Genomic DNA, 21216 nt, shown 5'->3' with positions numbered 1-21216 from the left:
AGCGCGGACGCCGCCAGGCGGCCGGCCAGGGGGGCAGCAGCCCCCGCGCTTTTGGGGCCTGCCGATCCCCACCCGGCGGATTCGCCGGGAAGGGGACGGACCTTTTCTCCCGGACGGCAGACACCGGCGCAGCCTCGGAGGGCTGCAGCGGTGGTGTGGCGTTGACGGTGTTCAGCAGGCAGGTCGTGGCGCTCGGGGCGGGGCGAGGCCAACGGCCCGCGACGCCCGGGGGGATGCCTTTCCCCCGCCTGGCGGCGCATTGCGCCGGCGGGGAGGGGGACTCAAGCTAAGGGGTTCAGGCCGGCGCCGCAGGCGGCGGGGCGGAGGGAGCGTAGCGACCGGAGGGTAGGCGGATCGGCGTTCGCGACGAGCCAGCGCCTCGCGCGCGACTCTCTCTAAAACCTATAAAACCTATATATACCTATTGGGTACCGTTTTCGGTACTGGCAAAAAGCCGTTTTCGGTACTGGCGAACGAACAAATTGGGACGGGCAAAAACACTTTTCGGGCTAGGCCCAAAACTGGGACTGGTCCCGATATGGGTCCAGGCTGTGGACAACTTTTAATGGGACGGCACGAGTCCGGCGGCGAGGAATACGCGCGCCTTGAAATGGGGCGGCGGCTCGTTCGGAGCCTGCTCAACGCCGAGCTTCTTGCCGGTGGCTACGATGCCGGTCCAACTGTTCTGCCAGGCAATGCCCGCCGTCTCGCCGGCGTCGCGTTCCCGGAAAACCCAGAGCCGCCATGACTCGAACCAGTCGGGTGACATGCCCAGTTCTCCGGGCCTGGACCGCATGTAGGCGCTGAAGGTGGCGGCCATGGCGTCGATCTTCTCCTGCGTCCAAAGCGGCCGCTGCTCCTGCGTCCAACTTCGCCACTGTTCCGGCAGGCTCCAGCTCGCTGGAAGTCTGGTCGGGCCAGCGCCGGCACCGCGCGCTTCGGGCGGGCGCTTTCGGCCCTTTCGCTTGGCTCCCCTGGGCGCCTTGCTGGCAGGCCTGTGCCCTGCGGCAGGGGAAGTGGGAAAGCATGCAGCTGCGAAGCCAGCCCCCGTTGCTTCGGTTGATTCGCCCACTGAATGAAAACTCCTGCCCGTCCCGCCGCAGTGCGGCGAAGGTGCGTCCCCCTTGGGAAGAGACAGCAACTCATCAACTGTGGCCCCCCCCCGCTCTGACGGCCCGCTTGGGTTGGCATTCGTCTCGCGGTCGTCGGCCGGAGATGCCGGCGGCGCGTTTCCATCGTCAACCTCAAAGCCGTCCTGCAGCGCCAGGGCTTGCTGCGCTGCCTGCGATTCGCCGCCAGCGACGGCGCCCGTAGCCGCAAGGTCGATCAGAGGGACCGCATTCGGGCACAAGCGATAAATGATGCTGCTACGGTTGTCGCCTGCACGTCGCCCTGTGTCCTGGATCGCGCCCAAGTCGCGAAGGCGGCCAAGGGCTTCGATGACCGTCTTGCGATTTAGATGTGTGACCTTGGCCAGGTAGTCGATCGATGCGAAAACCGTCCAGTGGTCGGCATCGTAACGAACGAGCTGTGCCAGGTTCAGCAACACGAGCTTGGATGAGGATTTCTGGACGTCGGCCATTCTGGCCCATTTGGATGCTTCGACGCTCATGTTCGCCCCTTGCGTTGCTGCGAGTTATTACCGGGTAATGGGTCTTGCTGGTACAGCGTGCCGGTCACGAGTCCGTCTCCAGTGATTCAGCGATGGTGCGGCGTGCCCGCAGGGGCAGGCCGTGTGCTTCATAGAATTCGCGGCGGGCCATCAGCCAGGCCTTGTATGGCCACGCGCGGCGCTCACCCCAGGGGTAGGCGTCCTTGATTGCTTGGTGGGTTTGTTCGGCGCTGAGGCCTTCGGCGCGGCAGCGTTCGAAGACGCTTTGCATGATCTTGTAAGCCATGCGGGTGCGTGCTTCCTGCGCGCCGCGTTGGCGGTTCGCTCGGGTCATGGAAGTCTCCGGGAGGAATTGACGGCGGGACGCTGCGGTCGGCCGCCGGCGGCCAAATTTGATTTACAGCCGCTCTTGTCGTTCGATGGCGTGGATCGCGTCCATCAACCCGTCTACAAGCCGGTGCATGTCGGCAGTGGTAAGAGGTGCGGATCCAAGCGGCCCGCCAAGCATCTCACGGCACTCCATGGAAAGGAGTGCCGTGTTTCCCTTGCTGCATTCGTGGCGGAGCCGCAGAACACCTGGCAGTCCTACCGGCGATATAAACGGAAGTTCGACTTCTACAAGCGTGCTCATTGCACGCGCCCAGGGTTGAAATAGACCTGAGTGAGCTTGTAGTTGGCGAAGTACAGCGAAATGTCCAGCGTGGAAAAAAGGTAGCGCCGAATCGTGTCGATATCCATCTGGTTGCCGGCCGCGGACTGTTTCACGAGAAGCGCAACGCGCTCAAACGTATCGCGCGCACTGTTAGCGTGGGTGGTCGTCACTGATCCAGGGTGGCCTGTGTTCAAAGCGTTCAGGTAGTCCCACGCTTCGGGGCCGCGCAGTTCGGACAGGAAGATCCGATCGGGCGAGCTGCGCATGGTGGCCTCGATGCACTCTGTGGCCGACATCCGGCCAGCACCTTTGCCGTAGATCATGTGCACGCGGTTGGGATGGTTTGGCAGGAAGAGTTCGTGCACATCCTCGATGGTCAAGAGCCGTTCGAAGAACGGCACGCAGTCAATGAGACTGCGTGCAAACGTCGTCTTTCCTGAGCCGGTCTTGCCCGCGACAATGATGTTGCGGCATTGAATGACTGCGCGTCGAAGAAACTGAAGGATGTCCCCTGCCTTCATGAGGTCGAGCAATTCCTTGTCGTGCTCGGTCAGATTGCCGGCGCCACCCATGGGGCCGCTCACATCGACCCAGTTAGCAAAGGCTCCTTCGGCGGCCAGCTCGTCCAAGGTCTTCACGACGCTGCTGTGCTTGCGAATGTTGATCGAAAGCGTGCCGTCGATCACGGCCGGCGGCTGGGCCACCTGAGCGCGCTCACCGTCGGGTAACAGCAGCGACATGATGGGGCTGAAGTTGACGTTGTTATAGCTGGCCATGGCCGACACCAGCGCTTCCAGGAAGCTGAACGTCAGCTTCGGATCATGGCGTTCGTGCCATTGCCCGTGAGAGCGCGTAAAAATCACGCCAGGCCGCGTAATGGTGATCTCGCGTACGGCGTCATCTGCCATGTAGCCGGAGATGGGTCGCATCATCTGGCGTAACGCGGTGTCACGACCGCCCGAGTCGATGGGCGATGCGTTGTGAGAATCTTTCATGGGATGCCTAGTCAATGAACGCTGGCCCCGCGACCGAATGGTCAGGGGGCCAGGCGCTTGGTCGAGTAAGAGGTGTCTGTGCGCGAGGCGTCATTAGCGGCGCGCGACCGCGCTGCTACCGAGCGACGGATCTGAGCGTGTAGACCGAGCTGAAGTCCAGATCTCGAGCGACATAAATTCCCAGCCGGCCGCCCTGGTTGCGGTAAAGCGTCGGCGGGATGTTGATGGTGTTGTCGAGCACGGTGGTTACTGCGTTTGTGGCCGCCTCGCCCGTGGTATTGAACTGGACCTGGCTGTTGTCGCTGCTGCCACGCGAGGTTGCCCAAGTACCCAAATCGCTGATCAAGCTGATCATGATGGCCCCGCCGAATCGCTCAGCGAAGTGCGTGTCGATGAAGCCATCCAAGCCTGCCTCACCCAGGGGGCCCGTGCCCGGAGAATCTAGCTGGATGACGACGCCCTTGGGAGTTTCGAGACGTGACCACACTACGCCGACACGCGGCTGGCCTTGTGCCAATACACCTTGCTGATAGCCGATGAATCGCGTCCCCTTGTCGATCAGGACCACGCGGCCGCTCGTCGAGCGGATATCGTGCGGCGCAAAGCAGCTGAGCATGCCCGCCTGCGCAGTCACGAGCTTGGTTTCCTGCACACAATCGATCATTGATCCTTGCGTGATCAACATGTCTCGATTGCCAACCAGGCCAGCCCGAGAAGCGGAGAGCTTCATAGGGGTGAGCTTGCCGGCCATCGGGCCGCTGTCCGCTTCGCGAGGCTCCGGCTGGGATGAGCTTTGCTGAGCAGAGGACTGGCCCCCCTCTCCCTTGCTGTTTCGCAGCCCGCTGCTAAGGCGTCGTTGTGTGACAGCATCGACAGCAACGGTCTCTGCCAGGTTTGAAAGCGTGCCTTTCTGCTCCGCCTTGCCTTCCGGCCCGGGCACCTTGGGCGCCGATTCAGGCGGCTCTGGCGGGGCTGGCGGGGGTGGTGGTGGATCGGGGCGGAGCTTCAGACCGGGAAGCACGTTCTCGATCTTGGCTTGCATCGCCGGTGCGGCCTCTTCGGCGGCAGGCGTATTGAATGCTCGCCAACCCATCGTGGCGATCACCATCAACGCCATCAACGTGATGAGCCACATGAAGGCTTTGGCCCCCTGTTGCATGGGCTTGGCAGTGCCCGAAAGGTCCGGGCGACCGCGGCCTTCGATATGCGCCCGGTATTCCTCGATCTCAGCCACAGCGTCAATGGTTTGACCGGGTTTTTTTCGCCTTTTGAAAAGTCTCATGGCGCAGTTTCCTCACGAACGACACGCTCGACCTGCGGTGAGACGGTTCCGGTGGCCAGGCTGCGTGCAACAGGCGGTCCGTCGTTGTGAACGGCCAAGACCTGGTTGCCCATACGCAAGTGCCAGCGCTTGGCGACCCGGTGGAGCACAACGGTCTGCTCGTCCTCCATATGCCGGTTCACAATCACCTCCTGGCCGTCCGCGTCCACGAAATAGATCGCGGGCAGGTCCTGACCAGGCGCGAATCGAAGCCAAGTTTGTGCGCCGTCATCCCATGCGGCGGTCGGCGCCAAGCTGGTATCGCCGCTCATCGAGTAGGCCTGCCAGTTGATCGCGACGTCGGCGGTGGCCAGATCGCGCTGCACGCGGTCGCGCGCTTCCTGGGCTGCAGACTTCGCCTGCTCGAGCTCGGGATACCGCAGCACCACACGAAAGACGCCGCCGCTCTTACGCGCCTTCTCATATTTCAGCAGGAACGAGTAGTTCCGCTTGGTGGTGATGTAGAGGAGGTTGGTGTCCGCTTGCTCGACGATGGGCTTTAGCAAGAGGTGCTTGCCCACCTGCTGGAAGTCGTACGCGGCCGAGTCGCCAAAGGCATGGGTCACATAGTCCTCGTCATCATTGAGCTGAATTTGCGTCGCGACGCCTAGGGTGGTGTCGACCTGAATGACGTCGGCGGCGTCATAGTCCGTCCAGCGGATACGCTGATCCTTGGGCGAAGCTGCAGGTCGGTCAAGCGACCAGGCCGGCGCTGCGGCCGCGCAAAGCGCGACCGACAGCACCGCCACGGCCAAAGGCCTGAAGCGGATGTTCATCGGGCGTGTCCCATCTCGAGGTTGCTCTCACGTTGGCGCGCCGACTGGTGCGTATGTTGATGGTCCATCCCCATCTCTGCTTGCTTGTCGTGGTCAGCGTCGCGCACTAGGCCCACGCCGCCTACCGCTTTGAAGGGGTAGCTGATGGCGAGCGCCTCTTCCTTGCCGCTCATCTCAAAGGATCGGTTCAGCGTGTTGCGGGCATGGACGATGAGGTCCCCCGTTTCGTTGTCACGCTGGATCAAGCAGTTTGGCGTCGTACCAACGATCGGGCCTTTGTACTCGCGCCCATCTTCCGGCTGACGGATTTGCCGGTCTTGCTCACCGTACAGCTCCACCGGCCGGCGCGCCTCACGGATGCGCTCTTCAAAGTGCTTGCCGATACGATCTGCCGCCAAGACGGGTGTGGGAAGACGAAGGTTCGCGTCCTTGCGGAGATGGTCCTTGCAGAGCCGCGCGGCGCCGTAGAGATCGCTCTTCGCGTACCGTTCGATGTCGCGCAGCAGTGCCGTGCGCTCTGCGTTGCTCATGCGTCCTGCATCTTCGAGGCGGCGGGCGAGTTCGTTGATTTGTGCTTTTTGCATGACGATTACCTCAGCGTTTCGACAGCGGTCGAGTAGGAAATGACTTGAAAGCCCAACGGGTTGTCACGAATCACGCTTTCCGGCATCGGTGCGTTGACAAACCTGTAGGCGATGGTGGCGATGAACTGCTCGGTGTTGGGGGAGCGCTGCGGGCCCATCTCGCTTCGCGTGAACCGGACCGTGGCGGTCTGGTTGGGGCCCGGAGTGATCGATCGGACATTAATGATTAGGCGGGTGTGTTCCCCGTACTTTTTGTCGAGGGCTTCACGGCCAGTCCTGGGGTCGTCTTCAAACTTGGCGTGGTACTGCTGTTGCACGTCCGGCGAGCTGAACAGCCCACAGCGGTCGTACATGTTTTGCAGGGTGCGCCAGTCGTAGCCTTCGCAGGACAACACGTACTGAGTGACGAAGTAGCGCGCGATCCGAGGGCCATAGTCCTCCTGTGCGTCGCCGAGCCGGGATACGTTTTCGACCTCACCTGTCGCATCGTTGACCCGCACGACATAAGGTGGCTGGGGCGTGTAGCTCAGCAACAGTGAGGCCAGGGCGCCGACCGCCAGGAACGCCAGCACGAATGCGCCAACTGCCACGCGCCATGCTTTTGATCTGGAGGTAAGGATCTCCGTCAGGAAGTCCTGGTCCAGGCTCCGGTTTCTGTCCAGCTCTTGCTGAAGCGAAAGCTTCGGATCTTCAAAGGACATGTTGGTCCTCCGATTGCCGAACGAGATTAAGGGGCCGCACGTTTCGTACGGGCGTGAAAGTGCGTGCCGCGGCAAGCGCGGCCTGAATGGCGTGCTTCATCGGTTCTCCGAAGAGACTAGGGGATTTAAATCAGACGGCGCTGGCTAATACGCAGCGCAATAAGAAAGGCACAGCGATTGCTGTGCCCTGTGCTTTAAATACTAAGGTGTCGGCGGGCCGGAGGCCAACGACAGATATGCCGAGTCAATCTTGCCTAGTGTTGCGCCTCCATTCGGCAATCCTGTTTTCGTGCAATTGGCGTTCATGGTCTCTTTGCCAATTCGAACGTCTGTCGTCGCGTCCACCTTTTTGTGTGGCCATACCCATGCCCAACAGCTGCACGGGCCATTGGAAGCACAGGTACCAGATGGGACGCAGAATCCAAGTCCACGTCGCCTTAGCTAGGCTCATCCATTGGAATGCAGAAATCGGCTGCTCGGGGGCAACGCCGAGCGGTGCAGATAACGGCACGTTATTGCCCAGCAAGGGGTTCTGAGAAAGGGCCTTTCCCAGCGGCTTCAACGGATCCATCTTAATCCTCGCGATTCTTAGTGCTTGGCAGGGAGGACGGCTATTCGAGATTTAATGTTAGCCAATCTTCCCAACGAAGGGAACTGAAATCCCGCCTCCACTGCCGCCTCCGCTTATCTTAGTGGCAACTACGGAAACCTGTTCTAGCATGAACTTTGAACACATCATGAAGAAAACAATCGCAGTAAGCATGGAGAAAATATTGATCTGGTCTGCCTTCGTTAGATCAATCAACCCTTGTTGCAACATACCGAACATTCCCATGATGAACATGAAGACCACCATGAAAAGACCAGCATAGATGGCATAGTAGACAGCCTGACCTACCCACGCTTTGAAGAAGTCCTTCGTTTGGTCGAACAGCAGCGCCAATATGCAAAGCGGTCCTAGTACAACGACTAAACCCATTCCCACCTTCACCGTGATCAGCACGAGCATGCCGATCGCGCTCATGACCGCTGAGATAATGGTGATGATGACCGAGACAACCACAAAGACAAAGGCCTGCGCGATCTTCTTGAGGCCGCTTGGTGCGCGGTCCTGCAACCGTGTGCCGATTTCTGCGCCATTGTTCGCCGCGTCGTCCATCATTTCCGATGGAGTTTTGACGGTGCCCGTGAACAGTTGAGCCACGGAGGTGGGTAAGTCGAGCATGACACCGACGATCTGCTGTTGGTACAGCCCATTTGCGCTGGCGATGCTCACGATGATCGCTATGTTGACAACTCGCCGACATGCGTGGAGGACCGGCGTTTGAATGGCGCCCGAGCTGATGAGCCACCCGTACCAGACCAGCGCGACCGACAGAGAAACGGACACGAACGGCAATAGCTTCGCGGTGACGGACGCGACCATTGGCGTGATGACGCTCGTTAGCATCTTCGTCACCGACTGGTCGATCCAGTTTGCGATCCCACCGAGACTGGCCAGACTGACCGCGGTGGTGGCCATTATCTCGCTCCAGGAAGCGGCGCACGAATTGCGCTGAGACTGAAGGAACTGTCTGCCAGCTTTTCGGCCTGCTGCTCCATCAGGGCTTGCTCGGCCTCAATCTGGCGGGTGAGCATGTCCGCCCGGGTTTGGTCGGCGTGGATGTTCGCCTGCTCGACGAGCAGCCGGGCCTGCAGGTCAGCGATGGCCTTCGGATCCTGGGCCTGATTGATCTTGGCCTGGAGCTGGTCCACCTGTTTGACGCGCGCAGTCATCGCCTTCTGGGTCTGCTCCATCATCGCCTGGCTGCGAACGGCGAGCTTTTCGGCGCGGGCGTCCAGATTCGTTTTGTCCTGTTCGTAGTTGCCCGTCAACCGTTCTTCACGCTCAATGCGCTCCACCACGTCCGAGATCCCCCCCAGCCCCCCGTTGGAGGCGCGCAGGATTTCCCGGGCATCGGCTGGCAGCGCATCGCGGATCGCGGGGTTGTTCAGGATGTCGCCCAAGTTCCGGGTGCCAGTGAGCGCTTCGAGCTGGCGCTTTTGGCTCTCGAGCTGGTTCCTGAGGACCTCGATTTGCTCGGCGTATTTCGCCAGCGTCTCGGCGTGCTTAAGAGCGCGGTCCATGATGCTCGCTGCGTCCACGACCGGGATGCCACTCGCGTGGACAGGTGTCAGGGAGTTGGAGAGAAGGACAGCAGCCAGGAGTGCGGTAAACCGCGCGCGCTGGGCGTGATTTTGGCGGTGGTTGGGGGTGTGCGTCTGAGACATGATCAGCTCCTTGTCGCCTCTTGGGCGAGCTTGAGGTAGTAGGGCAGCCAGAGGGCGGGATCGTCACCATGCTTGGCAACTGCCGCTTCGGCGATTTCGGCCAGGTCTTCGGATCCGGAGAACACTAGCAGCGCTTCGGGACATGAGGCGAGGTCCAGTTCGGCCGTGACGGCAGACTCGTTTTGTTTGACGACGAACTGGCGGCTGAACGGCGGCAGATCCTTGACCATCTTGAAGACAGCGGGAGATAGCTTGAATCCGTCGATGTAGTCCTCAGCAGTGGCCTTGGGATTCTCGAGAAACATGGCGGTCGCGGACTGCTGAATAAGCGAGCGACCCACAGGGTTCTCCAGGATCGCGGCGGGCTCCTGCGTCGCGAAGACCAGGACGCCGTTTTTCTTACGGACCGTGCGGCTGGCGTCCTGCATCGACGCCTGAAAGTAGGGCACTTTCAGAGGGTGCTGAACTTCGTCAAAGAAAAGGGCGATTCGCCGCCCATCCATCATCTGGTCCGTTCGATAAAGCAAGTACGTTATTGCCGCGTCGCGGATCGTGCCTTGTTCGAGGAACTCCGTTAGATCAAAGCCAAAGAGGTTATTTTCCGCCAGGTCTAGTTCGTCTTTGGGGTTGTCGAACATCCAACCGTACTCGCCACCCGTGCACCAGCGTTTGAGGCGGTCTTTCAGGCTCAGTTGACCTTCAGGTGCCGGCGCGGCGGGGAGAAAATTAACCAAGTTGGACAGGGATCGATCCTCCAGGTCGATGTGCTTCACGAGGTGGTCGACGGCCTTGGCGATCTGCTTCTGCTCGGAAGCAGTGGGGGGGTCCTCGCCATTTGCCCCCAAGAGCTTGGTCATGCTGGCCATGAACGCGACGTTTGAAGCGGTGTCTGGCAGTTGCAGGTAGTTCCAGCCGGTTCTTACGCCCAGGCGCAGCGGGAAGTACTTGCCGCCCATCGCCATGACAGTCACCTGCATGCCGCGGTCTTTGTCGAAGACGATGCCCGTGTAGTCGAATTTGCGAGCCTGCGTGATCAGATGACCCAAGAGGACCGTCTTGCCCGCGCCGGACTGTCCGATGATGGACGTGTTGCCGAGCCGGCGCTTACCTGTCTCGTCGACGTCCTCGAGCGAGGCGTGGAAGTTCAAGTAGTAAGGCGTGCCGCCCGTCGTCTTGAGCATCGTGACCGCAGGCCCCCAGGGATTGCCCGACGGCTTTCCGAACAGGTAGTTGTGCATCGAGGAGAAGCTCAGGAAGTTCAGCGAGGTAATCGGCGCTGGGCGAGGGCGCCATTTCCAGTTGCCCGGGAACTGGGCGGCCCACGCGGCCAAGGATGAGCGATCACACAGGCGACCGATGATCTCTTCGTCAGCCAGCGCACCGCTGATACTCGCAGCAGCCCGTAGGGCGCCCTCGCTGTCTTCGCCGAACACCTGGATTGTGGCGTGGTGGTCACCCATGACGAAGCGACCCGCGGCCAGTTCGTCGCGGGCTTTCTTCAGATCTTCGATCTGGGACGCCGAGTAGTCGCCAGAGTCTTCCAGCCACTTGATCTGGCGTGACAGCGCTTTCAGCCCATCGGGTTTTGACATCGCGCCAAAGGACTGCGACAGCACAAACTCGTGCGGCTGGTTGAGCAGGCAGTTCAGGTGGCCGGCTTTGGTGTTGTTGGAGTATTCCCGAAGCTCTAGCATCACGTAGCGGCGCGTCCAGTCAGGCCCCCGCATCTCGGCGAGTTCGCCATGCGTGGAGAAGAACTGACGGCTGGTGGGCAGATAGTTGTATAAGCGCGCGTTCACCAGCGGCACCGACTGCATCTTGCCGTTGAGCAGAAAGCCGAGGAATTCGGCCGGTTCCGAGAACCGCGATTTCCGGCGCGGACCCTGCTCGCCGCCCAGGTCGTCCGGAGATTCCCGCTCGACAATGGATAGCAGTTCCGGCGAATAGCGCTTGAGCGACCCGCGAAGCTTGCGGTTGACGTCATCGAGCTGCTCAATCGCCTGGTTCTGCCAGGCTAGCGCCGAGCGCGCGGTGCGCTTTTCGAAATTTGACAGCAAGCGCAGGGCGGGATCGATCTGCGCACGCATGATCACGGTCAGGTACATCTCATTGATCATCGGCGGCTTGCCGGCGAAGACTTTTCGATAGGCTGCATCGTGATCGCGTGAGAAGGCGTCCGGATAGTCGCTTTCGGGATACTCGAAGACCCTGCGACGGACAAGGTGTGACCAGATCCCGAAACCCGTCGGAAAGCTCCGGAACACGTTGTTGAGTTCCTCGACCCAGCGGCAGTGCTCCTCGTCGCTGTAGCCTTGAAAGGTGCGTCCGTCGATTCGCCAGACCGAAAGGTACTCCCAGTTGCGGGTCGCGATGATGGTGGGCGTGACGTGATGGGAGTAGGGAACGTACGTGCTGACCGCCGGCTCGTACGCCGGCAGCGCGACGATGGATTGTTGTTTCATCTGTCGTGAACTCCGAGCCAGAGGGCCCATGGGCGCCGCCGGCTGTAGGGTGTTGGAGTGAGGGATATCGCTCCCCAAAAGCGCTTGTTCTTAGCCAAGAACTTGGTCTTGACCCAAAGCTCCCAGATCCAGAAGGCTCGGTCATCATTGCGACTCAGAATGGCCATCACCGGGTAAAGGATGGGAAAGAGCAGCCAGCCCCACAGCGTGAACGAGGCGGCGGTGACGGTCAGAAAGACCAGACCCGCAAACGCGCGAGTGGGAACCCCTCCGGGAACAGTTGCAGCCCGGGTCGCCCCTTTGAAAAGCGGAAAGCGATTGGGGGGGACGTGCGACCCGACCGCCGCTGGCACCGCGACGGCGGGAGCTTTGGCCTTTTGCTTTGATGCGGCCGCCATGTCAGAACAGCAGCTTGATGATGCCCCCGGCGATGGCGCCAGCGAAGCAGATGCCGACCGCCCACTGATAGGCGGTTTCCTTGCGAATCACGTCGAACGAGTAAAGGATGCCGATAATGCCGGCCGAGACAAGACCGATGACGGGGATGATGAGCCACAGCCAGTCTTTGACTTTCTGCACTGCAGTGGTGGCCTTCTCGAACTGCGCCATCGCCAGTTCCGGTTGCAGCAGGAGGAGCACCGCAAGGGTCGCGTATGCCAGGGCGACAAGCGTGCGGCGGCTCTTGGCCTGCGAGTCGACAGGGGAGATATTGGATGCTGCGGTCATTTGAAACTCCAATGGGTGACGCCACCCGGCCGATAAGCGGGGCGGCATTCGTTGAGGAAGATGAGAGGGCCGGTTTTTAGCGGCTAAACACTGGCGAGGGGTGCGCTTCTACTGCGCCGGCAGGCGCGAGGACGGCGTTGGGATCGGCCTGCCGAATATGGCATCTGGGCGCGGTTCGAATGCGTCTTTGCGGGGCGCCACAAAAGCGTCGTCGCGGGGCTTCTGAAAGGCATCGGGTTTGGACGGCTTCGGAAGCGGGGGGCTACGCGTCTTGGTGTCAGCATTGGCGGGCGCGCCGCCCTCCTTCACGATGGCCGGTACCGCCAGGCCAGCGCCGGCGATGACCTTGCCGACATACCCATTCCTGAAGCCCGAGGTCAGGTTGCCCGTGTTGTAGCAACTGAATGCCGCATACAGCGCGTTCTGTCCTGGGCCGTGCAGCTTGGCCGCTCGCTTGTAGCAATCGACGAGGACGCGCTGGGCAGATGCGAGGTTGACGCACGGGTCGAAGATGCTCTCGGGTGTGACACCGAGCCACTTCCAGTTCCGCACGTTGATCTGGCCGTAGCCGACGTCGAAGTCCACACCTTTAGCCATCAGATCGCGCACCGCCTGGATTGCCTCCTCTTTGGATTTCGGGCGGATGCTTACATGGGGCTTGGCGTTGACGCCAATGGCGAGAGGATTGAAGGCGGACTCGTGACGGACCACAGCGCTGAGCGTACTGATGTGCACGTCGGGCGCACACTGCCTGGCGAGGGTAGGGAAGTCCATCGGTCAATTCCCCACCATGCCGAAGCCAGGACTGTGAGCGTTCTGCTCGCGCTCCTTGCGTTCGGCCAGTTCCTTCTCGTACTTGGCCAGTTCACGGTCATAGTCCTTCGCTTCGACCCAGTAACCGCGCTCTTCAGGCGTGCCCACATAGCGGGGTAGGTCGTCGTCAAAGGCGGTGTATTCGTGCGAGGCGTAGACGCTGCAGTACCCCGGTCGCTTGTTGCTGATGATCGGGTAACCATCGTCGCTCGTGCCCCGCCACGCACCGAGTCCCGCGTTCAAAGCGGCCGCATCGCAGCGGCCCGCGCCGCGTGCAATCGCATCGGCAAGAGATGCCATTTCTTTGGTTTGGTCGGATGACGGACATAGCGACAAAAAGTCATGCCGTGCATCCAGGGTGTCCGAGAGCTTCTTCTTCTTGATGCCGTAGAAGTGCGACAGTGCAGGATCGCATGCCGATGGCCGATGCCCGCTGGAGAGGCAAATCAGGGCCTCGCAGGCAAGCCTCTTGTCACCTTCAAGCAGATCGAAGTCACCAATCCCCTGCGCGGTCGCAAACGAAGGAAGCGCAGGGTAGAGCGCTACGAGGAATATTGTCAGCAGGCGGCGAAAGGACCGCATATTGGATCTCCCTAGTTAGTTGCAGATGCCGTAGTTGCCGACATCGATGAGCTGGCCATGCAAGCGCGTCTCAGTTGTGACCGAGCACCCGCTAACAGACGTGATGTTGACGACGCGTGTCGCGCTCTGGCAGTTGTCTGCATCGCCGCCACTACTGCTATCGCAGTTGCCGTATAAGGTGGCGGTTCGGTTTCCGTTGGAGAGCTGGCAGTAGCCGGACACACCTTTGGTCACGGACGTGCCGGGCGGCATCAGCTGTCCCGTCCATACTCGAGTGGTGTCCCCTAATGTGGTGCCTGATGCGTGTATGCAGTTCAGTTCTGCGATCGGGCGATAGATGGTGGCGCCGAACATCGTCCCGTAGTTGACTTGCATCTGCGCGGCGATCGTGCCGCGCAAACTGTTGTCGAGTGTTTCGCCGGTCTCGCGGCCACGGGCCTTTGCGATCACGACATCGAGGACACCGCCGGCGCGGGATGCCGTGCAACCGTCTTGCCACGGTCCCCAGCCCTCGTAGGCGACATCGTTCGCGTTGGCTTGCAGAACGTAGTAGGTCCGGTAGCGGACCTGATTGCCGGTGTACCCGGCGGGGCACTGTGAATATTCGGCCTGCGTCCGGGCGATCCGGCACCCGCCGTAGGTCGTGTGCCACGAGTAGCCACCGACGCAACCGCCGGGCGGAAGCGGCGCGCCCTGGTCGACCCGGATGACCATCGTATTGAGCTCGGTTCCCAGTTGTACGTCAGCTTGATTGGTGGTTGATGCCTGGCTGACAGTGGGCAGGAGCAGCGCGAAGAGCAGGGCGAGCAGGGCCCTGCCCTTGCCTCGCGTGGAGGGAAGGAACATGAATATCTCCGATAGAAGAGCCGCTTGGTGGGCGGCTAGGGGAAGACCTGTGGCGCAGGGCTAGTTTTTGCAGCCCTGAATCACCGAGGCGCGCGCGCCCATGTCTGCGGGTGTAATCACGACGCGGTCGCCGGCAATGCTGGCGCGCTGCGCCATACGGACATAGCTATTTCCCGAGTTTTGGAAGGTGCCACTGAAGGAGCCGCCAACCGACACGGCGCCAGCGGCATTGACATAGCCAGAGCCCTGGATGGTTCCACCGATCGCGCCACCGATATTGATATCGCCACCGCGTGCGGTGGCGTCAACGCCCTGCAGGGCGATCTGACGCCAGGGCGACAGCCCCGCAGGGCACGTTACAGCCGGGATTGCAGCGTCGTTGGGAAGGTCGCTGTAAGTGCCCGTGATTACGTGACCGTTCTGGGCGAACCACGCACCGCCCGTGCAAACGGCGAGCAGCTTGTTGGCGGTCGAAGCGTATAGGCCTTCAGGCGTGCACGCAGCGCCAGGTGCGACGGCCGTGTTGAGCAGTAAACCGGTATTGGTCTGAATCGCACCGGCCACCGTCAGGGTGTTGTTGAACGTGACTGGTCTGGTTTCTCCGTGGCGAACAAACTGGCCGAACGGCGTGGCACCCAAACCCGCCGCCAGGACTGCATGGCCCGGCTCCGCACCGAAATCGAACCACCCGCGCGGAATGTTCATAAGCGGGCCGCGCACATTGGTCCCGCCGTTGGCGTCATGGCCACCATATCCTTCGGACGCTGCCATCACCTTGCTGAGCAGCACTTGATTGAACCGAGCCGCCTTGCCGGCCGGTGCGGTGCAGGTGTCATTGAGTCGACGACTACGCACATCGCTGATCGGTTGGCAGGTATATACATAGGCGCCCGTGCGGCAACTGTCACCGGGGCATGCTCCTTCGCGGACAAGGATGAAACGGGCGGTTTCGCCCAGGGATGGGAAGCGGGGCGTGCTAGGTGGTAGCAGGCCGAGTGCTGCGAGATCCGCTACGCCACCTCGCGCGACCTGCGCTCCCGGGGCAGCGACCCAGCTAAGTGCTGGCGGCGGGGGGTAGGCGCCTGCCGGGGCGCTGGCGATATTCTCACCGCGCAGCCACGCTTCGTGCTTAACCTGAAGGTCCACAACTGCACCGCGAAGTTGCGCAAGGTAACGGCCGGTGGATTCCGCAGCGGTAGCGTCAACCTGTCGTTTTAATGACGGTCCGCTCAGGACAACGGCGAGTGTGAGAAGCGCGAGCACGACCATCAACTCGATGAGCGTAAAGCCGGCTTGGCGGTGAACTGATCGAGGCACAGTAACTTCAGAAGGGCACATGGCAGGTTCGCCGTCTATGCAGTGTCAGGCGAGGCAAGGCCTCGTCCGGATTGCTGGTTTACGGATTTATCGCGTGGCGAAGACGAACGTGTTGTTGTCACCCTTCACGCAAAGGTCCTGAGCAGTGACCGCATTGAAGGATCCCGGCTCGTTGTTCGCGCCTAGCGTTTTTGCTGCGGTTCCGTTCACGCTGATCGTCTCGGACACGGAGTTCAACGTGGTGGCAAGACCTGGGCACGCTCGGTGGTTCACATTGGTCAAGGTCAACCCAAAGCCGCTGCCGGCAGCACCACCCCCGAGAGCCACAGGGCCGATGGTGATCGTGCCGTTCGACCCCGCGCCTGAGCCACCCAGCCGGTGGGCCACCGTGGCACCGTTCACTTTGAATACCGAAGACTCGCTCATGGCCGGCGCAAGGTTCGACGTGTTGCTGATGGCTGCGTAGGGCGTTACAGAATCGCCTTCGCCCAGCAAACGGGTCGCCGTCATAAAGCGTTGAAGTTCGGCAGATGCCGGACCAACTCGGGCTTGAACAAAAATGCCTTTGATGGCGGGCATGCTGATAATCACCAGGAAGCCAATGATCGCGATCACGGCGATGACTTCTACGATGGTGTAGCCGCCTTGGCGAAGGCGTTGCCTGGCCGCGTGGCTCTTGAAAGGTCGAGGTTGCTTGGAAAAGTGCTTCATGATGAATTCCAGGTTTTTAAAGGCTGAAGTGATGGAACATCTTTGCCGCTTGGGCACGCGTGATGGTTTGGATTTGCACTAGCTCATGGCGTCGAGAACTGCGGCGTTCTGCATGTCGTTCAGAACGCTCAGATGCCAGGCATAGAGGCCTGCCATTGCGAACAAGGCGCAGCCCAAGATGACCCAGCGCAGTACTTGCGCGCGTGCTTCGACGCGTTTGAGGACGACCGTTTCCATCCTGTGGCGGGTCTTCTGTAGAGCGATGTCCAGGCCGAGGGTGCTGGTGAGATCTTCGAGATACCAATAAGTCTCTTGATCCATCAGCCCGACATCGAAAACTTGCGCGCCCGATCTTGAATCTTCAAGACGATTTTGGATGGCCTGCAAACGCCCGGTCAGCCAACGAGAGGCACCGTCGAATTGAAGTTCGATTGCCTCGCGCAATTGCATCGTCTTTCCGGTCCTTGGCTTGACCGCAGTTGCCGCTGTGCTGATAACGCCAATGCCCTGGACATCCCGGTAGAGGCTGTATGGACCCCAGCGATCCAGAAATCTCCGTATCGGTCCGTCGAGGTACGGGAACGACAGTTGGACCGCAATCCCCGCAACGAGCGTGCCCACCCAAACCCGAGCGCCGCTCTGGCGTATCCATTCGGCGAGGTCGAAGAATGCCAGGCTGTGTGGACTCAGGTACGCACGCGGAGCCGCCGGTAACGATCCGAGAATCATCGGGGCGGTGAAGTAGGGGATCCCAACCATGATCACAAGCCATAACAACGCCATGGCCATGGCCGAAGTCATGAGCGTGGTGACGAGGATTGTCTTCAGTCTGGAGTTCAAGCGCACAAGGCTGGCCATATCCCGCAGCCCGCTGGCCAGCACGGCCTGGCCCTGGCGTTGCAAAGAAACAAATTCAGCAACCTCCTTGGCAGGCAGTGTTCCGTGTAGGGTTTTGCCGATTTCGCCAGTTTCGACAATCTTGTGCGCCCAGTGGGCAGAGAGGATGCCCCGCGCACTGCGCCCATACCGCTGGGCGTCACTGTCGAGGATATTGAGGATCGTCCGTTGGCCTTGCGTGTCCTCGGTCATGTCGGCCAGATACTCGTACCAATCCGCCCGCTGGCGGGCAAACTTGCGCGCGGCCTGGCCGGCCCGTGTCAGAGCGAAGGGCAGCTTCATTTCCGCTCGCTTTGTCGAAGCAGCGTGGCAAATGCTTGGAAATGCGGCTCAATGTCCCGCGGATCGATCAAGCCTTGACTCATCTTGTAGACAGCGCAGTCCATGGTGGTCTTTCCTTCCATGTCGGGGTGGTCGTATGCGGCGGTCCTGTGACCGGCGTAAATCTCACGTAGCCGTAGCTCGTCGCCGCTGCTGATGGCACGAAGCGCTTCTGGATCTGACGACGGTTCGAACATTTCGGCGACAACTGTCCGACCGGCGTACCCGAACAGCTCCGGAATCCCCTTGATCCGACATTTCTCACAACCGTCCGGGTTGCGAACTTTGATGCGATTGCTGCCGAAGTCGTAAAGGGTTTCGATGTCGTCGAGGTAGCGGGCCCAGTCATCCCGCGTCCGGCGCACTCCCAACCGATCGGCGGCGCCTTCAAGCAGTGAAGCTGCCGGCAGTGCGCAATCGCAGGTGACAGGCATCAGTGCTTGGTGTGAGAGCAGCTTCAGGACGCCGGGCGTGCCCAAGGTCGTTCGCGGAACGCCGATCTCGCTGGAAGCAAATCGCTGCGGAATTGAGAGCGCGTGGCCAACGTGTGTCGTTGTATAGAGACTGCTTCCCGACAAGACGATGTCCTGAAATGCTGATCCGGTGAGTGAATCGCGGATTTCGCCAAGAAACACGTCGCTCGCAGCAGCCCGCTTGAGTGCCATGAGCTTGGACCGCATCGTGTCTCGGTCCGAGCCATCAAGTGAGCGAGAGACACTGGCGGCCAACGCGCGCGGGATGGTCAGTTCGACGGGATCCTCGATCGTCATGACCTTGCGTGTTGCGGGCAACCGCACGATTAGTTGGGCGTTGGTGACGGTTTTTCCCGATCCGGGAATGCCGCCCGTCACGATGGCGCCGCCCTGGCTTTGCAGGCATCGTTCAAATTTCGCGACGTGCGAAGGCATAAAGCCCAGCGTTTCCATGTCCACGGGCTCAACTTTGGCATCCATGTCCAGAATCCGAAGGGTGATGGAGGGTCCCTTGTCTGCCACAAATGATCCCCAGCGCAGCATGTAAGAGCGGTCGTCCACAACTTCGTATAGCCGGCCCTGTTGCTCGTTGGTCATGTCGAGAAAAAGCCCGTTGCCGCCGTGGACATCCAGCCATGCAACGTTTCCCATCTCAATGAGCCGTTCGGTCGGCATCGCCAGTTGCTTGGGCGTGGTGTACTGCCCGTCAATCGTTGCGCTCACATGTGAGATGGCAGCCGTGGTGTCGATGTTCAAGTGCATGTCGCTGGCGCCGTTACGAACAGCCCACGCGGCCAAATCATGAAACCCCACGCGCACCGCAGAGCGTGCGCCAAGCGCGCGCGTCCTGGATGTGCGCTGCTTGACGTCCTTGGCTTGCATGCGCTCACGGACCAAGGCAAGCAGCACGACGGGATTGACTGTGTACACGTCCACGTTGTCGCGCCCGGCGGCCTCCCGAGCACGTAACAGAACGGCACGGTACAGGTCGGAGTCCTGTTCCCCCTGTTTGACGAAGACCACATACCGCTTGCCTTCGAGTTCTGCCACGCATGCTTTCGCAGCGGCTTCAGAGCCGCACCAATCCACGCGCAGAAGTTCGAAGGCCGGACGCATGTTTTCAACATCCTCAAAAGAGTCAAGATGACCTTCCGGGGAGTCGTCAGTTTGGACAGGCGTCAGCGACATGCTCAGGACAGGCGCCGGCTCTTCTTCGCGAAAGCCGACGCGCAACACGCGCATCATTCGCCGAGTCCATTGGAAAATGCTGAATTTCATGGTGCCCTCTCGTCTAGGCAATAGGTGAACGTCTCTTCCTCTTGCGATAGGAACGTGGCGCAGGGTGGAGAAATCTCCAGCAGACGCATACCCTGGCCAGCGCCCGTGGCCGGCGCGGCTTTCCCGGTCACGTAGACGGCCTGTCTGTTGTCCAGTTGCAGATGCGCGGCCAGGTGGCCGCCCACGCCGACGATGGCGATTAGCCGCGCCAGGCGTTGCTTCGAAGGTGATGCCGAGGCAGCGGTCGCCTGTTCGGGATCTGCCGGCGTGATTCCTATGGCGGGCGGTGCTGCGGGCGACGAGCTCGCGAGCGCTGTCTTGTTCTTCGAGCGTTCAATGGCGAGCGCCTGTTTGGCGTCATGCTCCAGCAGCTCGCGCACCAAGTGGCTTGGCGGTGCCGCCGGAGCTTCCGGCGCCACGGAGAGAGTGTCGGATTGCGCCAACACGCCGGCAGGTAGGGCAACCGCCAGGGCGAGGCCCGCCAGACAAAGGGCACGCCGATTGCGCAGCGAAGTTTCACGGCGCGAGTACATAGATATCTCCTTTCAAGGTGGCCGAGAACGCGCTTGCGGCGAGTCCGGGTGCGGAGTCCGGCTGGTAACGCACATGCAGCTGCGTTATCTGGGTTGTCGTCGGCAAGGCCAGGCCATAGAGCGAGCGCAGGGGCGCATTGATCACCAGCGCGCGGCTGGCGGGTAGCTTCGTGCCCGACGGCATCGGCACAGGCTCTTCCAGGCCGTTGGGCAACTTGATGTTGGGCACGAGGATCTGCACGCTCGCAGGTTTTGAGAGCGTGAAGTCTTGCAATGCGGGCCGAAGCGCTTGCCAGCTCGGTTCCCAGGTTGTCTGGATCGCGGCTGGCGTCGGGAGGTCCCGCAATGCCACAGTTGGCGCCGAGCGCCCCTTCGGAAGTGGCCATGTTGCGGTAGCAGTATCCAAATCCGGATGGACGATGCGAAACGATTCGGCCAGCGCCGCCCGCAGCGTATGGTTGTCGGCCAGACGTGTACGGCGGTAAGTGGCGGTGCACGACCCCGTGCTTGGTCGGCAGTCGACTTCCGTCAACCGCCACCGCCCTGGTTCTACTGGCACCGTCAGGATGACATTGAGTAGTTCAGTCATGCCCGCGCCGCCCTGAGTCTTGACCGACCTAGCCCAAGCGCTGATAGCGCTTTCCCATAGCGCATTGGCGTCGAAATGGGGTTGTGCCGCCTGGGACGCTTCTTGAAGTTTTGCCTGCCGTTCGTCCCACCAAGCGGATCCGTAATCCCATGCCTCATAGGCGACGACCGCCGCTATGAGCACCCACCAGATGGGCGACACCATGGACAGCCTAAAGGACGCCCTGCGCAACGCAGACTGTCCATTCACATGTGCAGTGAGCTGTTGCAAGGAGAACAAGCGCGCTTGTGTGATGTAGTTGCTGTGGACCTGGTGTTCCCGGTAGCGCGCAGTCAGTTCTTCGACGGCGTTCTTTGCCTTGGCCTGGTCGGGAAATATCGTGTCGCCGCCCGTCTGCACCACCCCGTCGATGACCACCGCCAACCATACGGATTGGTCGGGAAGCGTGCATGCAACGATATGCGTGCCATGTCGATGCATCTGTGCAAAAGCAGCGGCGCCAGAGAAAAGCGTTGTTCTGCTCTTTGCGCGTGTTTCGCTTCCTTTGGCAGCCAACAAGCCGACCGATGAACTGCGCGCGTCGCTTTGCACAAAGTGCGTTGCCCGTGCCTTGCGGGCGGTCTTGAGGGCAAGTTTTTCCAGGTCTTCCCCTAGGACGGTGCGCCACTTCATCCCGAGGACAAGTTGATTTGGCGAGCCCGGTATCGCGACGAGCTTGTAGCTCGTGCGCCGAGCGACTTTCTGTCGCGTTGCCAC

Annotated in this window: 22 protein-coding genes; all 22 read right to left on the bottom strand. The window is 61.0% G+C overall.

Annotated elements, in window-relative coordinates; genetic code table 11:
• Positions 1–562: 562 nt before the first annotated feature.
• Positions 563–1612, bottom strand: a complete 1050-nt coding sequence (locus tag WBB14_RS23915) for a helix-turn-helix domain-containing protein (protein ID WP_280026946.1) — start codon at positions 1610–1612, stop codon at positions 563–565.
• A 64-nt stretch (positions 1613–1676) separates the two neighbouring features.
• Entirely contained in the window at positions 1677–1946 is a 270-nt protein-coding gene (locus WBB14_RS23910) for a hypothetical protein (RefSeq protein ID WP_046804256.1), read from the bottom strand.
• A gap of 293 nt (positions 1947–2239) precedes the next feature.
• Entirely contained in the window at positions 2240–3259 is a 1020-nt protein-coding gene (gene virB11, locus WBB14_RS23905; protein WP_280026945.1) for a P-type DNA transfer ATPase VirB11, read from the bottom strand.
• A 115-nt stretch (positions 3260–3374) separates the two neighbouring features.
• Positions 3375–4541 (bottom strand): type IV secretion system protein VirB10, encoded by a 1167-nt coding sequence (gene virB10 / locus WBB14_RS23900; RefSeq protein ID WP_280026944.1) that lies wholly within the window; start codon positions 4539–4541, stop codon positions 3375–3377.
• Positions 4538–5356, bottom strand: a complete 819-nt coding sequence (locus tag WBB14_RS23895; protein ID WP_280026943.1) for a TrbG/VirB9 family P-type conjugative transfer protein — start codon at positions 5354–5356, stop codon at positions 4538–4540. Before WBB14_RS23895 ends, virB10 begins: the two co-directional genes overlap by 4 nt.
• On the bottom strand, positions 5353–5940 hold the full coding sequence (locus WBB14_RS23890; protein WP_280026942.1) for a hypothetical protein: 588 nt from the start codon (positions 5938–5940) through the stop codon (positions 5353–5355). Before WBB14_RS23890 ends, WBB14_RS23895 begins: the two co-directional genes overlap by 4 nt.
• Before the next feature lie 5 nt (positions 5941–5945).
• Positions 5946–6641: a virB8 family protein gene (locus WBB14_RS23885; protein WP_280026941.1), complete on the bottom strand. Its 696-nt coding sequence runs from the start codon at positions 6639–6641 to the stop codon at positions 5946–5948.
• A 244-nt stretch (positions 6642–6885) separates the two neighbouring features.
• Complete coding sequence (locus WBB14_RS23880; protein WP_280026940.1) at positions 6886–7212, bottom strand: hypothetical protein; 327 nt, start codon at positions 7210–7212, stop codon at positions 6886–6888.
• 57 nt (positions 7213–7269) lie between these two features.
• Positions 7270–8163: a type IV secretion system protein gene (locus tag WBB14_RS23875; RefSeq protein WP_280026939.1), complete on the bottom strand. Its 894-nt coding sequence runs from the start codon at positions 8161–8163 to the stop codon at positions 7270–7272.
• Positions 8163–8912 (bottom strand): P-type DNA transfer protein VirB5, encoded by a 750-nt coding sequence (gene virB5, locus WBB14_RS23870; RefSeq protein ID WP_280026938.1) that lies wholly within the window; start codon positions 8910–8912, stop codon positions 8163–8165. The genes WBB14_RS23875 and virB5 overlap by 1 nt, the downstream gene beginning before the upstream one ends.
• A 2-nt stretch (positions 8913–8914) precedes the next feature.
• Positions 8915–11374 (bottom strand): VirB4 family type IV secretion/conjugal transfer ATPase, encoded by a 2460-nt coding sequence (locus WBB14_RS23865; protein WP_280026937.1) that lies wholly within the window; start codon positions 11372–11374, stop codon positions 8915–8917.
• Entirely contained in the window at positions 11371–11772 is a 402-nt protein-coding gene (locus tag WBB14_RS23860) for a type IV secretion system protein VirB3 (RefSeq protein ID WP_424242027.1), read from the bottom strand. Before WBB14_RS23860 ends, WBB14_RS23865 begins: the two co-directional genes overlap by 4 nt.
• 1 nt (position 11773) lies before the next feature.
• Positions 11774–12100 carry a TrbC/VirB2 family protein gene (locus tag WBB14_RS23855; RefSeq protein ID WP_280026936.1) on the bottom strand — a complete coding sequence of 109 codons (327 nt, stop codon included), beginning with the start codon at positions 12098–12100 and terminating at the stop codon, positions 11774–11776.
• A gap of 108 nt (positions 12101–12208) precedes the next feature.
• The gene (locus WBB14_RS23850; RefSeq protein WP_280026935.1) at positions 12209–12874 is read right to left on the bottom strand and encodes a lytic transglycosylase domain-containing protein; all 666 of its coding nucleotides are present in this window, start codon (positions 12872–12874) and stop codon (positions 12209–12211) included.
• 3 nt (positions 12875–12877) lie between these two features.
• Positions 12878–13495, bottom strand: coding sequence for a TrbM/KikA/MpfK family conjugal transfer protein (locus WBB14_RS23845; RefSeq protein ID WP_280026934.1), 618 nt, complete (start codon positions 13493–13495; stop codon positions 12878–12880).
• A 15-nt stretch (positions 13496–13510) separates the two neighbouring features.
• On the bottom strand, positions 13511–14341 hold the full coding sequence (locus WBB14_RS23840) for a hypothetical protein (RefSeq protein WP_280026933.1): 831 nt from the start codon (positions 14339–14341) through the stop codon (positions 13511–13513).
• Between the two features lie 60 nt (positions 14342–14401).
• Entirely contained in the window at positions 14402–15679 is a 1278-nt protein-coding gene (locus WBB14_RS23835) for a prepilin-type N-terminal cleavage/methylation domain-containing protein (protein WP_424242026.1), read from the bottom strand.
• Between the two features lie 66 nt (positions 15680–15745).
• The gene (locus tag WBB14_RS23830; RefSeq protein ID WP_280026931.1) at positions 15746–16369 is read right to left on the bottom strand and encodes a type II secretion system protein; all 624 of its coding nucleotides are present in this window, start codon (positions 16367–16369) and stop codon (positions 15746–15748) included.
• Between the two features lie 78 nt (positions 16370–16447).
• Positions 16448–17548 (bottom strand): hypothetical protein, encoded by a 1101-nt coding sequence (locus WBB14_RS23825; RefSeq protein ID WP_280026930.1) that lies wholly within the window; start codon positions 17546–17548, stop codon positions 16448–16450.
• Positions 17545–19338 carry an ATPase, T2SS/T4P/T4SS family gene (locus WBB14_RS23820; RefSeq protein ID WP_280026929.1) on the bottom strand — a complete coding sequence of 598 codons (1794 nt, stop codon included), beginning with the start codon at positions 19336–19338 and terminating at the stop codon, positions 17545–17547. Before WBB14_RS23820 ends, WBB14_RS23825 begins: the two co-directional genes overlap by 4 nt.
• Positions 19335–19871, bottom strand: a complete 537-nt coding sequence (locus tag WBB14_RS23815; protein ID WP_280026928.1) for a hypothetical protein — start codon at positions 19869–19871, stop codon at positions 19335–19337. The genes WBB14_RS23820 and WBB14_RS23815 overlap by 4 nt, the downstream gene beginning before the upstream one ends.
• Positions 19855–21216, bottom strand: coding sequence for a hypothetical protein (locus WBB14_RS23810; protein ID WP_424242025.1), 1362 nt, complete (start codon positions 21214–21216; stop codon positions 19855–19857). The genes WBB14_RS23815 and WBB14_RS23810 overlap by 17 nt, the downstream gene beginning before the upstream one ends.

The organism is Achromobacter sp. (assembly GCF_049647645.1).
GTDB lineage: Bacteria > Pseudomonadota > Gammaproteobacteria > Burkholderiales > Burkholderiaceae_B > Achromobacter.
Note: the sequence above shows the minus strand (reverse complement) of the source record. Positions and strands in the feature narration are given on the sequence as shown.